This window comes from Cellulomonas sp. NS3 (assembly GCF_024757985.1).
Classification (GTDB): domain Bacteria; phylum Actinomycetota; class Actinomycetes; order Actinomycetales; family Cellulomonadaceae; genus Cellulomonas_A.
The window spans coordinates 3950032-3965642 of sequence record NZ_CP103289.1 but is presented as its reverse complement, the minus strand read 5'-3'; the positions used below and the strand labels follow the sequence as shown (position 1 = coordinate 3965642).

Sequence of the window (15611 nt, the reverse complement as noted above, 5' to 3'; positions counted from 1 at the left end):
ATCAGGACCGCCCGCACCACCGTGGCGGTCACCAGGGGGAGAGGGGAGCGGGCATGACGCGCTGGAAGATCACGCCGGCCGACGTGCAGGGCATCCTGACGGGGGTCAACGCCGACGCGGAGGAGCTCGGCAAGGCGCTCACCGAGGCGAAGTTCCAGGGCGTGCTCGACGGCCTGACTTGGGGCGGCCCGCTCACGCAGGACGTCGCGGCCGCCGTCAACGCGGTCCTGGGCGACCAGAGCGCGAACCTGCGGAACATCGGCAACCGCATCAACGCGGGGGTCGTCGGCGTCTCGAACGCCGTCATCGCGTACAACAACGGCCAGCAGGACATGGCCGGGTCGTACCAGGCGGAGCTGCTGAAGTCCGCGGAGTCGGGTGACTTCTCGTACTTCGTGAAGCACGGGTACAAGGCCTGAGGGGGCAGACATGACGGTCACACCGACGCAGTGCGTCGCGGACGGCGGGTTGATCAACCCCGCGATGTTTCCGGCGAAGTCGGCCGACCTGAACCCGGAGACGATCCGGGACTCGGCGGCGTCCGTGAAGACGATGGGCACGTCGGTGCAGGACGAGACGAGCTCGATCGCGACGAGCTGGAGCGGTCTGACGCACAGCTACGAGGCGCCCGAGCAGCAGCGGGTCTACGACCTGATGCGCCCGGCTGTGACGTCGGCGAACGAGCTCAAGACGGCGTTCCACACGATGGCGGGGCACCTCGAGACGTACGCGGCCGCGCTCGACGGGATCAAGCCGCGCCTCGCCTCGTTCGAGCGGCGCGCGGCGGCGTTCCGGGCCGAGGTCATCAACGGGGTGCAGATCGACGCGTCGTCGTCCAACGAGGCGGGCCTCCTGGACTACGGGAAGGGCATGCTCGAGTGGGCCGGGGTCGACGAGCGTCAGGTGACCGTGCCCTGGTACGAGGACGGGGACACCGTCCAGCGCAACAAGGACCTGCTCGCCGAGTACGCGGAGCTGCTCGAGGACGTCTCGACGGCGAGCGCGCAGTGCGCGAACGACATCAACGGCCTCGTCAAGAACATGTGCGTCACGCCCGTCGAGGTCATCCCGGCGGAGGCGTTCACCAACCCGGCGCAGCCCATGCCGTGGGGCGAGCCGCGCGAGGAGGACCGCAACTGCCCGGAGTCGGTCGGCAGCGGTGCCTACACGTTCGGCAAGGACCTGATCCAGGGGGCCGGGCAGCTCGTGCTCGGCTACAACCCCGAGACCGGCGGCTGGTTCGAGGGCAAGGCGTACGGGCAGGCGTGGGGCGGTCTCGGTGACCTCGTCGGGTCCATCGCGCTCTTCGCCTCGCCGGTCGCGTGGGTCGCGATCGGCATGCAGGCGACGGGGAACACCGACAACGACTTCGTCCGGTTCATGGACGACCGCTACGACACCGTCGTCGGCGGCCTCGGAACCCTGATCGGGTACGACCACGGGGCCGAGGACGGCTGGCACAAGTGGAAGGAGGACGGCGTCGCAGCCGGCACCGGCGCGGTGCTGAGCATCGGCACGTTCTTCATCCCCGGCGCGGGGCAGGTCGGGTCCTTCGCGAAGGGTGCGTCAGCCACGGCCAAGCTGACCAAGATGGCCGCGGCCGGGACGGAGTTCGTGGTCCAGGGCGGCTCGTGGGTCGTCAAGGGCGGCATCAAGCTCGTCACGGGGCTGCGGGAGGCGCTCGTCTTCGGCGGCGACCTGATGGCCGGCGGGTTCCGCAGCCCGGCGCTCGCGGGTGCGGGTGCCGGTGCGGGCGGGGTGCGGCTCAGCATGACCGGACTGGTCAACGCCGTCACCGGCAACACGCCGTCGCACGTCGTGCCGCACAGCCCGCCGTCGGTGAGCACCGACCTGTTCGGCTCGTCCCGGCCGGGTGCGGGCGGGTCGTCGCCGACGGGAGGTGGCTCCGGCAGCGGGACGCCTGCACCGCCGCACGGGAACGCCCCGGTGTGGGACGGCCCGACGCGGCTGAACGGGCGGCCCGACGTGCGTGCCGTCCCGGAGGAGCACTGGGGCAACCCCGAGCTCGACCCGGCCCACCCGCACTACGACGCCGTGCCGCGCGGTCAGCACGGCAACGTCGGCACCATCGACCCCGACACCATCTCGCCGACCGGCCTCACGAACAGCGGCCGGCTCCTGCACCCGGCGCTCGTCCCGGACCAGCTGCAGCCGTTCGTGGACCGTGGGGTCGTCGTCATCGACAACGGCGTCCTCCGCATGGCCGAGCCGATCGAGATCACGTTCACGCGCTCGAACCCGAACCACGACGCTGCCGAGTTCGCGCGCCAGGGACAGCTCCAGCAGCAGAGCGTGAACCAGCAGTCGGTCGCGGACTGGAACAAGCGCATGAGCGACTACGACACCCACGGCCGCACGGACGAGAAGTTCCAGGGGAAGTACCGCCGCGCGCAGATCCGCCTCATGGCCGAAGGGTTCATGAGGGAGGGGGTCTCCAGGAAGGACGCATTCACGCGCGCACGCACGGAGCTCGCGAACGAGTTCGCGCTGCACGGACCCGACCAGCGAGGCGGCGGCAACCCGCGGCACTTCACCGGGCTCGGCGAGGGCGGCGTGAACAGCGCCTACGGTTGGGGGTGGGGCGCCGGCCGCAACGCCGAGACGCTCCGGCTCGAGCTCGACGCACTGACGGCGGAGTCCGGCATCCCGGCGCACCTGCTGGGAGACGTCCGCATGAACGTCCGCATCAAGGTGGTCGACGCCGTGCCTGCGTCCGCGTCGGGCACCTGACACGAGGGGTGAGGATGGCACACAGGTTCGGGGCCCACAGCGAGCTCGTCGAGGCGTTCCTCGACGAGGTGCGTTCGACGGGGAAGGACGTGTGGCGCCGTTACGCGGAGCTCGCGCTGCCCAGCCGCGCGGTCGTCGCGGCCGGTCGAGCTCTCAACGAGGTCCGGCTGCCGGCGCCGGTCAAGACTGCGCTCTACAGCGCGTCGCTCGACGCCTTCCGGAGCATCGGACTCACCGACGACGACCTTCCTGAGGGCGTGTACGTCTCGCGGGTCGCCGGCGGGATCCAGAACGCGGCCACAGCGCTCGCGGCGGGGGAGTCGCTCGAGGCCGAGCACCGGCGCGTGCTGCTCGTCCCGTTCGACGAGTGCGGCTTCGACTCGGTGAAGGACGCCGTGCCGTCGGAGGGGGCTTCCTGACCAGGACGGACGTCGAGCTGCGCACACCGAGGGCAGGCGCCGGTGGACAACGGGTGCCTCCGGCGGTCCGGGCCGGTCAGCTCCCGATGCGCGGGAACGGTCGCGTCGAGAACACGACCTCGACGGGCACCTCGAAGTACTCGGCGATGCGCAGCGCGAGGAACAGGCTCGGGCTGTACTCGCCGCGCTCGAGGTAGCCGACGGTCTGGTAGTGCACGTCGAGGGCTTCGGCGAGCTGGCGGCGCGAGATCCCGCGCTCGGCGCGCAGCACCGCGATGCGGTTGTGGACGGTCTCGGGCGACCGCTGCCCGGCCGCCTGGGGACCGACGGCCTCCGGTCCCACGGCCTGCGGACCCGCGGTCCGGGCGCCGCCGCCCTGCGGGCCCTCGGCCTCCCGGCCGTCCGCCTCCCGGCCCTCCGCCTCCTGACCCACGGCCTCAGCCAACGCGCTGCATCCGTTCCTGCCGGCGGGCCTCGACGGACGAGCCGGACTCGCGCCGGGCCATGCGGCGCAGCAGCGGGGGGAGCAGGAGCATCGACACGACCGCCCAGAGTACGAGCACGACGAGCGTCTCGAGCGTGCGCCACGAGCCGCCGATCTCGAGCGCGGCGGCGGACTCGGGCAGGAAGGCGGACCTCATGCCGAGCCCCACCCAGTACATGGGGAACACCTGGGCGACGCTCTGGAGCCACCCCGGCAGCGAGCTGAGCGGCACGAAGATGCCGGAGATGATCGCGAGCCCGATGACGGGCAGCATCCCCCACGTGCTGACCTTGTTCGGGGTCGTGGCGAGCGAGCCGATGATGAAGCCGATCGGCAGGCAGGTGGCCAGGCCGAGCACGAGGTAGCCGGCGACGACGAGCCAGCCCCGCGCGCCCTGGTGCATGAGCCCGTCGAACAGCAGCGCGCTCGGCACGAGCAGCACGACGAGCATGGGCAGCACGCCGATGCTCTGGAACAGGACCTGCCCGGAGATGTAGCCGGTGATGCCGTGGGGCACCGCCTTCGCGCGCAGGAGCGTGCCGTCCTCGCGCTCGATCGCGAGCGTGAACGCTGGCCCGACGATGCCGCCGAACACGACGAGGCCGCCGAGCATGCTGGGCAGGATGAGGGTCGGGAGGAGCAGCCCGGTCCCCTCGACGGGCGTGGCACGGTTCGCCCACAGGTAGGCGAGGGACCCGAGCCCGACGACGACGTAGAACATCCAGTCCTGCGAGCTGCGCAGGCTCTGCCGGAACTCGGCGAGACCGCGCCCGATCCCGACCCGGATCGCGTAGGTGGTGTGGTTCATCGGGTCACCTCCAGGAGCCGCCGGCTCTCCGGGGCCGTCTCGTGCCGGTGCACCAGGGTCATGTAGGAGTCCTCGAGCGTGGTGCGGCGGATCTCGAGGTCGGTGACGTCGGCGTGCTGCGCGAGGAGCTCGCGGACGAACGCGGTGGCGTCGTGCGCGGGGTGCACGAACCGTTCGCCGCCGCGCGCCCAGCGGACCTCGGACGTGCCGGCGACCTCCCGGGCGAGCGCGTCGGCGCTGCCGTCGGCGACGATCCGGCCGCCCGCGAGGATGAGGATGCGGTCGGCGAGCTTCTCCGCCTCGTCGAGGTCGTGGGTCGTGAGCAGGATCGTGGTGTCCTCGAGGTCGGCGAGCCCGGTGACGATGTCGTGGAACTCGCGTCGGGCCTCGGGGTCGAACCCGGCGGTGGGCTCGTCCAGGAACAGCAGCTCGGGCCGCCCGACGATGCCGATCGCGACGTCGAGCCGCCGGCGCTGGCCCCCCGACAGCGTCGAGATCTTCTGGTCGGCGTGGGCGGTGAGCCCGACGGTCGCGACGAGCTCGTCGGTGTCGCGGGGTCGCGGCCGGCCGGGTGCGCCGTAGGGCGCGTAGTAGCGGCCGAGGTGCTCGAGCAGCTCGCGGACCCGCCAGCGACCGTGGTCGCGCCACGACTGGAGCACGATCCCGATGCCAGCCCGCCAGTCCTCGCCGGCGGCCGCGGGGTCCTCGCCGAGCACCCGGACCTCACCGCCCGAGCGGTTCCGGAAGCCCTCGAGGATCTCGATGGTCGTGGTCTTGCCGGCACCGTTGGGCCCGAGCAGGGCGATGACCTCGCCGCGCCGGACCTGCAGGTCGACGCCGTCGAGCACGTCGGTGCTGCCGTAGCGCATCCGCAGGTCGCGGACGTCGATGACCACCTCGTCGTGACGCATGGGCTCACTCCTGGGATGTCGTTCGCCTACCATCGTATGTAGCAGGTGTACTACCGAACGTCCTGTCCGGTCAACGGTGTCGACGCAGCGGGTCCCGTGCCGGGCCGGCGCGCGCTACCGTCCGCGGGTGAGCACCTCCGTCCCGCAGAACGGCCCGAGCCCCACCCAGCACCCCGTCCCGCACCCCCCGGCCGGGTCGCGCCCCACGGCGCCGGCGCCCCCGCGCTCGACGCGCGGCGCGAAGATCCTCACCGCCGGCGGGGCGCTCGTGCTGCTCCTCACGCTCGCGCTCAGCATCGGCGTGGCCCGGGTGTTCCTCGGCGTGCTCCCGCTCGGCATCCTCACGTCGCAGGGGGAGCCCGGCTCCGCGGTCGTCGCCAGCCTCGACGCCCCGGGAGTCACCGAGGTCGAGCTCGCCGCGGACCGGTACGCGGTCTACGTCGCGCAGCCGTCGGCGGGCCGCGACGACGCCGACGACGCCGCCGGGCTCGCGGCCGACCTGCTCGTCGCCGCCGCGGACGGCACCGTCGTCGACACCTCGCGCGGGCCCCAGGTGACCTCGACCACGGGCGGCGGCGGCGTCACCGCACGCACCGTCGCGTCGTTCACGATCACCGAGCCCGGCACGTACACGGTGGTCTCGCCGCCGACCGAGGACGGCTCGCCCGCGACGGTGCTGCTCGCCCCCGACCAGGACTTCGCGCCGTTCTTCGCCGGGATCTTCGGGTCGATCCTCGGGGTGTTCCTCGCGATCGGTCTCGGCCTCGTCGGCCTCCTCATGCTCGCGGGCGGCATCGTCTGGTGGGTGCTCGCACGCCGCACGCGTCTGCCGTCGGCAGATCTGCCGCAGGCAGACGGGCGGGTCCCGGGGGCTCCGGCGGTGTGACGGTGGGGGGACCGAACCCCGCACCGGAAGGCACCACGATGACCGTCCCGTCCTTGCTCCCTCCGCTCGCCACGACCGTCCCACCGCCCACGGCGCGCACCGAGGCGCCGCCCGCGCCGTTCGACGACCAGCTCGCGACCCGGCTCCTGCACCAGCGCATCGTGGTGCTCGGCCGCGAGGTCGACGACGCGATCGCGAACCGCATCTGCGCCCAGCTCCTCCTGCTGTCCGCCGAGGATCCGCGTCGCGACATCGCGCTCTACATCAACTCCCCGGGCGGCTCGGTGAGCGCCGGGCTCGCGATCTACGACACCCTGCGGCTCATCCCCAACGACGTCGCGACCCTCGCCATGGGGCTCGCGGCGAGCGCCGCGCAGTTCCTGCTGGCCGCGGGCACGCCCGGCAAGCGGTTCGCGCTGCGGCACGCCCGCGTGCTCATGCACCAGCCGTCCGGGGGGCTCGGCGGCACGGCCGTCGACATCGCCATCCAGGCGCAGAACATGGCCCACGTGAAGCGCACCATGCAGGGGCTCATCGCCGAGCACACCGGCCAGAGCGTCGAGACGATCGAGCGCGACAGCGACCGGGACCGCTGGTTCACCGCGGACGAGGCGCGCGAGTACGGGATCGTCGACCGGGTCGTCACGCAGCTCGACGACGTGCGCCCCGACGCCGGCCGCGCGAAGGTCGGCCTCTGATGGCCGGGCAGCACACCGTCCCGATGGTCGTCGAGCAGCGGCCGACGGGGGAGCGGTTCTCGGACGTCTACAGCCGGCTGCTCTCGGAGCGGATCATCTTCCTCGGCACCGAGATCGACGACGGCGTCGCCAACGTGACGATCGCGCAGCTGCTGCACCTGCAGTCGGAGAGCGCCGAGCTCGACATCAGCCTCTACATCAACTCGCCGGGCGGCTCGCTGACCGCGCTCATGGCGATCTACGACACGATGCAGTTCGTGAAGCCGCAGGTCCAGACGTTCTGCATGGGGCAGGCGGCGTCGGCGGCGGCGGTCCTGCTCGCGGCCGGGGCGCCCGGGAAGCGGTTCGCGCTCGAGCACGCGCGGGTGCTGCTCCACCAGCCGTCCGGCGGCGGCGAGGGCACCGCGGCGGACCTCGAGATCCAGGCCCGCGAGGTGCTGCGGCTGCGTGCGCAGGTCGAGCACGTGCTCGCGCGGCACACGGGCCACACCGTGGAGAAGCTGCGCGCCGACACCGACCGGGACCGGATCCTCACGGCCGACGAGGCGGTCGCGTACGGGCTGGTCGACGGGGTCGTGCGCACGCTCAAGGCGGGCGCGGCGCAGGCGGCGTAGCCGTGCGGGGCGGCTGCGCGACGGCCGGGCCCGGCCACCGCAGCGGTCCGGGGACGCCCCGGGGACTCGGGTTGACGTGCCCGGTCAGGCCGCGCGGACGTCGACGTGCCGGGTCAGGACGGGCGGACGTCGACGTGCCGGGTCGGAGCCGCGCGGACCGCGACGTGCCGGGTCAGGCCGCGCGGAGCAGGACCGCGGCGGACGTGCCGGCCGCCGGCCCCGGGGTGCGCGCGGGCTGCAGCACGTGCACCGTGCCGCCGCTCGTCCGTCCCGGTACGGCCGCCGTGAGGTCGACGACCTGCACGTGCCCGACGAGGGTCCGGTGCGCCTCCGCGAGCAGGTCGGCCAGACCCATCCCCAGCGCGCCGCAGACCGCGACGAGCACCTCGGACGACGCCTCCTTGCGGCCGCGCTCGATCTCGGAGAGGTACGCGACCGAGACCCGGGCGTCGGTCGCGACGTCGCGCAGCGTGCGGCCCTGGGCCTCGCGCCGGGCCCGCAGGATCGCACCGACGAGCCGTCGCAGCAGGGGTTCACGCGCCATGGGGACCTCCGGGGTCGTCTCCTGGCGAACGTAGCAGCGCGCGCGGCGTGCGCACCGGCCCCCGAGGTCTGCCCGCAGCGAACGATGAGTTCCGCGGCGCGCGCCGGTCCACCCCCCCGACCAGCGCCCCGCTCCCGGAGGAGAGACCCGTGCGGCTCACCGTGCACACGTTCCTGACCGTCGACGGCGTCATGCAGGGCCCGGGCGCGGCCGACGAGGACCCCTCGGGCGGCTTCACGCGCGGCGGGTGGCTCGTGCCGTACGCCGACGAGGACATGGGCGCGATCGTCGACGACTGGTTCGCGCGCGCCGGGGCGATCCTGCTCGGCCGCACGACGTTCGACATGATGCGCGACTACTGGACGCAGGTCACCGACCCCGACGACCTCGTCGGCGTCGCGCTGAACGGGCTGCCCAAGTACCTCGCGTCGGGCACCGTGACGGAGCCCGGCTGGGCGGCGACCACGGTGCTCCAGGGCGACGTCGTGCAGGCGGTCGCCGCGCTCAAGGAGAAGCCCGGCGACGAGCTGCAGGTGCACGGCAGCGGCGCGCTCGTCCGCACGCTGCACGCCGCGGGCCTCGTCGACGAGTTCCGGCTCCTGGTCTTCCCCGTCGCGGTGGGGCACGGCAAGCGGCTGTTCGCCGAGGACGCCCCGCCGACCGGCTTCGACCTCGTCGAGCAGCGCCGCACCCGGGCCGGCGCGGTGTACTCGGCGCTGCGCCCGACCCCGTTCGAGACCGCCGACCACCCGATGCCCGAGGACGGTCGCGCGACGTTCTGACCTGGCGGCACCCCGGTCCGGGGCGCCGTCACCGGATGTGCACGGACGTGAACACAACCCTCACCGGACCGCCCCCGGCGCGGCCGCCGCGGGCTCGCGGCAGTCCCTAGCGTGGCCGCCATGACCGACGCCGGCCCGCCCGCCACCCCCGCCGACCCGACCCCCGAGCAGCCGGCCGCGTCGACGCCGGCCCCCGAGCAGCCGGCTCCCGCACAGCCGACCACCGCCGCGCCGCCGGCTCCCGCACCGCCGACCACCGCCGCGCCGCCCCCGACCCCGCGCGACCCCGCCCCGGCGGCGACCGCCTCCCACGCCCCTGCCGGGGTCCCGCCGTACGGCGCCCCGGCGCGCGGTGCCGTCGCGACCGCCATGCCGCCGACCACGTGGCCCGCGCCGACGTACCTGCCGCCGCCGCTCCCGCCGACCCGGTTCACGCTCGCGCGCGACGCGTTCTGGGCGGCGGGCCGCGCGGTACCGGCCCCCGCGCCCACCCTCGCGGCGTGCGCCGGCGTCGGAGCCCTCGGCGGGGTGCTGCTCGTCGGTCACCCGCTCGGTCTCGGGGCGGCGCTCGTCGGGCTCGCGGTCTGGGGGGCGGCGGTGCCGTCGCTCGTGCGCCACCGGGCGTGGGGCCCGCTCGTGACCGCGGCGCTCGCGGTCGCCCTCGTGGCGATGGTCGCGGTGCGGGACGCGACCTGGGTCGTCGCGCTCTGCCTGACGGTCGCGGCGGTCGCCGGGGCGGTGGCGGCGACGTCCGCACGCAGCGCGCTGGCCGTCGCGTCGAGCCTGCTCGGCTGGGCGGCCGGGCTGCTCCGCGCGCTGCCGTGGGTCCGGCACGGCGCGGGTGCGCTCGTCGGCGCGCGCCGGGCGGAGCTGCTGGTCGCGCTCCGCAGCGTCGGGGTCACCGTCGCGCTGCTCGTCGTCTTCGGCGCGCTGTTCGCGAGCGCGGACACCGTGTTCGCGAGCTACCTGCCACGGTTCGGCGTCGGGCTGCTGCCGGCGCAGCTCGCGGTCGGGGCCCTCGTCGCGCTCGTCGCCGCGACGCTCGCGCACCTCGCCCTCGCGCCGCCCGCGTGGTCCGACCACCGGCTGCCCGAGGGGCGGCCCGCCCGGCGCGGGGAGTGGCTGCTGCCGGTCGTGGCCCTCGGCACGCTCGTCCTCGCGTTCGTGCTGGTCCAGGTCGGCGCGCTGGTCGACGGCCACCGGCACGTGCTCGACACGCTGGGTCTGAGCTACGCGGAGTACGCGCGCCAGGGCTTCGCGCAGCTCGTGGCCGTGACCGCGCTGACCCTCGTCGTCGTCGGTGTCGCGGCCCGCCGGGCGCCGCGCGCGACCGCGCAGGACCGGCTGGTCTCCCGCGTCGCGCTCGGGTTCCTGTGCGTCGGGTCGCTCGGGGTCGTCGCCTCCGCGCTGCGCCGGATGGACCTGTACGTCGAGGCGTTCGGGCTGACCCGGCTGCGGCTGCTCGTGCTCGTCGCCGAGATCGTGCTCGCGGTGCTGCTCGTGCTCGTCATGGCCGCGGGCGTGCGCTGGCGCGGGACGTGGTTGCCGCGTGCGGCGGTCCAGGTCGTCGCCGTCGCGATGCTCGCCCTCGCGCTCGCCAACCCTGACGCGCTGATCGTGCGGCACAACACCACCGAGGAGGCCCGCGAACAGCTCGACGTGCTGTACCTGCGAGGGCTCTCGGCGGACGCGGTGCCCGCGCTCGACGCGCTCGACGAGCCCCTGCGCTCCTGCGTGCTCGACGGCCGACGCGTCGTCGCGCCCGAGGGCCTGGGGGACGCCCACCTCGCGCGGTCGCGGGCCGTCGCGGTGCTCGCCGACGCCGCCCCCGTGGACTCCGACGCCGGCTCGGCGTGCCGGAGCACCTACCGCGGGAGCCGCTGACCACCCCGTTCGTGTTGCAGGCCCCTGTGCGCGCGCCTAGCGGCCGGGAAATCAGGCGGGGCCGGGAGTCCCCTCGCCCTCCCCGTCGCAACGCGCACACAGGAGTCCGCATGGACGCGACAGCCCAGGGCCTCACCGATCGGCCCGCCGTACGCAGCCTCATCCCCGCCCGCATGGACCGGCTGCCGTGGACGAGGTTCCACTGGATGGTCGTCGCTCGAGGACATCGCCGAGCCGGTCACGGTCCGGCGGCGCGGGGCGACGCGCGTGGAGGGGATCCACCCGAACGCGGGCACCTGACCGACGGCCCGCACGCGCGCAGCGCGCACCCGCGGAGCGCACCCGCGGCGCGACGCACGCGCTGCAGACCGCTCGCCCCGCCCCCGCAGAAGGCCTCCTGCGGGGGCGGGGCGCGTCCGGAAGGGTGACAGGACGAGCTGCTCCCGGAACTCCCTTCGCGCGCCGCCGTCGTGGGCCTATCGTCGTGCCGCTGCCTGCGCGGGCGCACCGGGCCGGGGCCCGGTCGTCGCGCCGCAGCGGTGCAGGGGCACTCACGGCGTGCGTCCTCCTGCCGATGGCAGGTCGGGGGGCGCGAGCGCGTCCTGCGGGGGAACGAGCTCAGGAGAATCGTGCGTCGTCGCGTCGCCGGCATCACCGCTCTGTGCGTCGGGTTCGGGCTGGCCGCCGGGGTGCTCCCGGCCGCCGGTGCACCCGCCGGCGCCTCGCCCGCCGCGGTCGCGGACCCGACGGGCGGCGAGCGGCCCACGGACCGCGGCGACGTCCCGTCGTTCGCCCCCGCGCCGGAGGCCGAGCCGGCGCCCGAGGCCGACCACGTGCTCGTGCGGTTCGTCGACGACGCCACCCCGACCCAGGAGCGGGCGGTGCTCGGGGCCGTCGGCGCCCGCGGTGCGGACGAGGTCGACGGCACCGGCTTCGTCGAGGTCCCGGTCGGGGACGAGGCGCCCGAGGACGTCCTCGCGCGGCTCGAGGCGGACCCGCTCGTCGCGGAGGTCCAGCTCGACCACGTGCGCTCCGCCGCGGCGTGGACGGACGACCCGCTCCTCGAGCACACGTGGCCCTACCTCGACCTGACCCGGCTCCCGCGTGCGTGGGATCTGAGCACGGGCGCCGGCACGGTGATCGCGGTGCTCGACACCGGGGTCGACGCCCGGCACCCCGACCTGGCCGGCTCCGTCGAGCCGGGCATCGACCTCGTGAGCGGCGACAGCAACCCGGCGGACGACCACGGGCACGGCACGATCGTCGCGGGCGCCGCGATGGCGCACGGCGACAACGGCGTCGGCGCGGTCGGGGCCGCGTACGGTGCGCGGCTCCTGCCGGTCAAGGTCCTCGACGCGCGCGGCAACGGCGCCGACTCCGTCGTCGCGCAGGGCATCGCCTGGGCGGTCGACCACGGCGCCGACGTGCTCAACCTGTCGCTCGGCGGCTCGGACCCGTCCCCGGTGCTGCTCGCCGCGATGCAGGCCGCGGTCGCGCGCGGCGTCGTCGTGGTCGTCGCCGCGGGGAACGACGGCAGCGACGTCGCCCAGTACCCCGCGGCGTACGCGCCGCAGGTGGCCGGCGTGCTCGCGGTCGGCGCGACGGACGACGACGGGGCCCTCACCGACTTCTCGAGCTGGGGCGACTGGGTGTCGATCGCGGCGCCCGGGTCCCGGATCGTCGGACCCGCGGCCGGTGGCGGCTACGCGCAGGCCGACGGGACCTCGCTCGCGGCACCGTTCGTGAGCGGGACCGCGGCCCTCGTGCTCGCGCGGACCCCGGGCGCGACCCCGGCGCTGGTCGAGGACCGGCTCGTGAGCACCGCGCGCGACGCGGGCCCGCGGGGCGTCGACCCGTTCTACGGGCGCGGCGTGCTGGACGCGGCGGCGGCGGTCGACTCCCCGACCGCCCGCACGGTCGCGCCGGCGGTGCCGCTGGACCGGGCGCCGCGGGACGCCGACGACGCGGGCGACACGTCGACGAACTCCCAGGTGCTCGAGGTGGAGACGTGGTCGCACGCGAGCGCGCAGGGGACGCTCGCGCCCGAGGGCGACGTCGACTGGTACCGCTACGACGCCACGTCGGCCGGGTACTACGCGGTGGAGGTCCAGAACTACGCCGGCGCGGACCGGTCGCCCGCCCTCGACCTCGTCCTCGAGGTCCAGGCTCCCGGGGGCCGGGTGCTCCTCGACGTCGACGAGTCGGAGACGAGCGAGCGCGGCATCGTCTCCGTGCCGGACGCATGGTCCCTCTCCATCGCCGTCCGGAACGCCAACGGCTCGAGCCCGGAGGGAACCTACCGGCTGACGGTCTCCGCGACCCCCCGGCCGGTCTTCCTGCCGTCCGCCCAGCCGGGTCCGGACGGCGGCGCCGTCGGTGCCGCCGAGCTGACCGGCGACGGGCTCGTCGACTCGGTGCTCGCGGTCCCGGGCGAGACCTCGGTGCTGCTCCACCCGGGGCGGGGAGACGCCACGCTGGCCCCGGCCGTGCGGGTCGCCGCGGGCGGCACGCTGAGCGGCACGCAGGTCGCCGTCCTCGACGTCGAGGGCGACGGGCGCACCGACGTCGCCGTGACCACGACGAGTGGCATCCAGGTCCTGCGCCAGGACGCCGGGACCCTCGTCGCCGCAGGCCTCACCCCCGTGGCCGGGGGAGCGCGCGAGATCGAGGCGGCGGACCTGGACGTCGACGGCGACGTCGACCTCGTCGTCAACGCCGGAGCGGACGCGGGTGGTGCCACGCAGGCGTTCATCAACGACGGCGCGGGCGGGTTCACGGCCGGGGCGTCGCTCGGGACGCTCTGCGCACCCGTCGCCGTGGGCGACCTCACGCAGGACGGGCGCCCCGACGTCGTGTGCGGCACCGAGGTGCACCCGCAGCTCGCCGACGGCTCGTTCGGGCCCGGCGTCGCGCTCGACGGGCCGGCCGGAGGCAACGTCGTGATCGGCGACCTGACGGCGGACGGCCTGCCCGACGTCGTGCGCGCCGCGGGCGGCCTGTCCATCAACCCCGCGCTGCCCGGCGGCGGCTTCGGGGAGCGACTCCTGTACGACAACGTCGCGACACCGAGAGCTCTCGCCCTGGGTGACGTCGACGGCAACGGGCTCCTCGACGTGGTCGGTGCCGCGCGACGGGCCGGCTCGGTCAGCGTGATGTTCCAGAGCGCGTCGGGCACGCTCAGCACGCCGACGTCCTCCGCCGTGCCGTGGCAGGAGACGGTCTCCGCGCACGGGCTCGCGCTCGCCCACCTCGACGGCGACGGGCTGCTCGACGGCGTCCTCGCGGGAGACAGCGTCCTGGCGCTGCGGCAGACGCGTCTCGACTGGACCACAGGCCGAGTCGACTGGGTCCACGACGTGTTCCCGGAGCCGCACGCGGCGGGCGTCGCGGTCCGCCCGACCGTGACCGTGCACACGTTCCCGGACGTCGCGCCGTCCTCCGTGACCGAGCAGACCGTCCGGCTCGTCGACGGGACCACGGGGACCGCGGTGAGCGCGACCCGCAGCTACGAGGCGAGGACCCACAGGGTCTCGATCACCCCGACCGCCGACCTCGTGCGCGGCCGGCACTACGAGCTCCTCGTCTCGGGGCTCACGAGCCCGGCCGGCGCCGTCCAGCCCGGCACGTTCCGCAGCTGGTTCACGGTCGCCGCGGGCGGGGACCGCTTCACGCCGGTGGACCCGCTGCGCGTGCTCGACACGCGCGACGGCACCGGCGTCGGCGGCGGCGCTCTCCAGTCCGGCCGGCCCGTCTCGCTCCCGCTCGGCGACCTGCTGCCGCCGGGCGCGACGGCGGTCGTCCTGAACGTGACCTCGACGCAGGCCACCGGGACCGGCAACGTGCGGGTGTACCCGACGCCGGCCGGAGCCGGTGGGCCGCCGGAGGTCTCGAACCTCAACATCGTGCAGGGCGTGGACCAGCCGAACCTCGTGACCGTCGCGCTGGGTGCGGGTGGCAGCGTCGACCTCATGGCTGACGGCCCCTCGACGCACGCGGTCGCGGACCTCGCGGGGTACTACGCGCCCGGCGCGGCGACGGCGTTCGTCCCCATGTCGCCCGTGCGCGCCCTGGACACGCGCGACGGGACGGGGGGAGTGCCGTCGGCGCCCGTGCGCGGCGGCCGGTGGGTCGATCTCGTGGTCACCGGGCGCAACGGCGTCCCCGTGGACGCGACCGCCGTGGTGCTCAACGTCACCGCGACGCACGTGGCCGAGATGACGCACGTGCGCGTGTACCCCGCGCCGGCGGCGTCGGAGAGCGCGGAGCCCCCGGTCATCTCGAACCTGAACCTCCGCCCGGGGCGCGACCAGGCGAACCTGGTGACCGTGCGCGTCGGCGACGGGGGGCGGGTCCGCTTCTTCACCTACGCCGCGGACCTGCACCTCGTCGCCGACCTCGCCGGGTACTACGCGCCGACGGGCGACAACGGGTACGTCGCCCTCGCCCCGCAGCGCCTCGCCGACACGCGCACCGGGCTCGGCATCTCCGGCGGGCCGCTCCAGCCGGGCGTGCCGGCCACCCTGACCGTCACCGGCTGGCGCGGCGTGCCGGAGGACGCGAGCTCGGTCGTCCTGAACGTGACGGGCGTCGCGCCGCAGGCCGTCACGCACGTCCGCGTCTTCCCGACGACGACGCCCGCGACGCTCCCGCTGGTGTCGAACCTCAACCTGGTCGCGGGGCGCGACGAGCCGAACCTGGTGATCGTGCGCCCCGGCACCGGGGGCCGCGTGTCGTTCTACGCCCCGTCGAGCACGCTCCACCTCGTGGCCGACGTCTCGGGGTACTTCCGCCGCTGACGACGCGGGTGCCGGCAGCCACCGGCACCCGCGT

General features: G+C 74.9%; 13 protein-coding genes. 9 read left to right on the top strand and 4 right to left on the bottom strand.

The genetic code is table 11. The annotated features are described in order from the left end of the window. Nucleotides 1-53 precede the first annotated feature (53 nt). Genes NXY84_RS17935 through NXY84_RS17925 form a run of 3 tightly spaced genes read left to right on the top strand, consistent with a single transcriptional unit; the run spans nt 54 to nt 3170 of the window. Complete coding sequence (locus NXY84_RS17935; protein ID WP_258724387.1) at nt 54-419, top strand: DUF6507 family protein; 366 nt, start codon at nt 54-56, stop codon at nt 417-419. A gap of 10 nt (nt 420-429) precedes the next feature. After that, nucleotides 430-2751: a polymorphic toxin type 15 domain-containing protein gene (locus NXY84_RS17930; RefSeq protein ID WP_258724386.1), complete on the top strand. Its 2322-nt coding sequence runs from the start codon at nt 430-432 to the stop codon at nt 2749-2751. 14 nt (nt 2752-2765) lie between these two features. Next, nucleotides 2766-3170: a hypothetical protein gene (locus NXY84_RS17925; RefSeq protein WP_258724385.1), complete on the top strand. Its 405-nt coding sequence runs from the start codon at nt 2766-2768 to the stop codon at nt 3168-3170. A gap of 76 nt (nt 3171-3246) precedes the next feature. Here the strand turns inward: NXY84_RS17925 and NXY84_RS17920 are convergent, their stop codons facing one another. Genes NXY84_RS17920 through NXY84_RS17910 form a run of 3 tightly spaced genes read right to left on the bottom strand, consistent with a single transcriptional unit; the run spans nt 3247 to nt 5373 of the window. Further along, nucleotides 3247-3603: a helix-turn-helix transcriptional regulator gene (locus tag NXY84_RS17920; protein ID WP_258724384.1), complete on the bottom strand. Its 357-nt coding sequence runs from the start codon at nt 3601-3603 to the stop codon at nt 3247-3249. A 4-nt stretch (nt 3604-3607) separates the two neighbouring features. Next, on the bottom strand, nt 3608-4462 hold the full coding sequence (locus NXY84_RS17915; RefSeq protein WP_258724383.1) for an ABC transporter permease: 855 nt from the start codon (nt 4460-4462) through the stop codon (nt 3608-3610). Then, entirely contained in the window at nt 4459-5373 is a 915-nt protein-coding gene (locus tag NXY84_RS17910) for an ABC transporter ATP-binding protein (protein WP_258724382.1), read from the bottom strand. Before NXY84_RS17910 ends, NXY84_RS17915 begins: the two co-directional genes overlap by 4 nt. A 127-nt stretch (nt 5374-5500) precedes the next feature. Here NXY84_RS17910 and NXY84_RS17905 point away from each other — a divergent pair, with 127 nt between their 5' ends. Genes NXY84_RS17905 through NXY84_RS17895 form a run of 3 tightly spaced genes read left to right on the top strand, consistent with a single transcriptional unit; the run spans nt 5501 to nt 7571 of the window. Then, nucleotides 5501-6259, top strand: coding sequence for a hypothetical protein (locus tag NXY84_RS17905; protein ID WP_258724381.1), 759 nt, complete (start codon nt 5501-5503; stop codon nt 6257-6259). Between the two features lie 38 nt (nt 6260-6297). Continuing rightward, nucleotides 6298-6957 carry a ClpP family protease gene (locus NXY84_RS17900; protein ID WP_258724380.1) on the top strand — a complete coding sequence of 220 codons (660 nt, stop codon included), beginning with the start codon at nt 6298-6300 and terminating at the stop codon, nt 6955-6957. After that, nucleotides 6957-7571: an ATP-dependent Clp protease proteolytic subunit gene (locus tag NXY84_RS17895; protein ID WP_258724379.1), complete on the top strand. Its 615-nt coding sequence runs from the start codon at nt 6957-6959 to the stop codon at nt 7569-7571. The genes NXY84_RS17900 and NXY84_RS17895 overlap by 1 nt, the downstream gene beginning before the upstream one ends. A gap of 172 nt (nt 7572-7743) precedes the next feature. Here the strand turns inward: NXY84_RS17895 and NXY84_RS17890 are convergent, their stop codons facing one another. Further along, complete coding sequence (locus tag NXY84_RS17890) at nt 7744-8115, bottom strand: helix-turn-helix domain-containing protein (RefSeq protein ID WP_258724377.1); 372 nt, start codon at nt 8113-8115, stop codon at nt 7744-7746. Between the two features lie 149 nt (nt 8116-8264). Between NXY84_RS17890 and NXY84_RS17885 the strand changes: the two genes are divergently transcribed. From NXY84_RS17885 to NXY84_RS17875, 3 genes are all read left to right on the top strand, one after another. Then, nucleotides 8265-8897 (top strand): dihydrofolate reductase family protein, encoded by a 633-nt coding sequence (locus NXY84_RS17885; protein WP_258724376.1) that lies wholly within the window; start codon nt 8265-8267, stop codon nt 8895-8897. A gap of 120 nt (nt 8898-9017) precedes the next feature. Then, complete coding sequence (locus tag NXY84_RS17880; RefSeq protein ID WP_258724375.1) at nt 9018-10781, top strand: DUF4153 domain-containing protein; 1764 nt, start codon at nt 9018-9020, stop codon at nt 10779-10781. A gap of 629 nt (nt 10782-11410) precedes the next feature. Continuing rightward, a complete protein-coding gene (locus tag NXY84_RS17875) occupies nt 11411-15577 on the top strand; it encodes a S8 family serine peptidase (protein ID WP_258724374.1) in 4167 nt (1388 codons plus the stop codon). Nucleotides 15578-15611 lie beyond the last annotated feature (34 nt).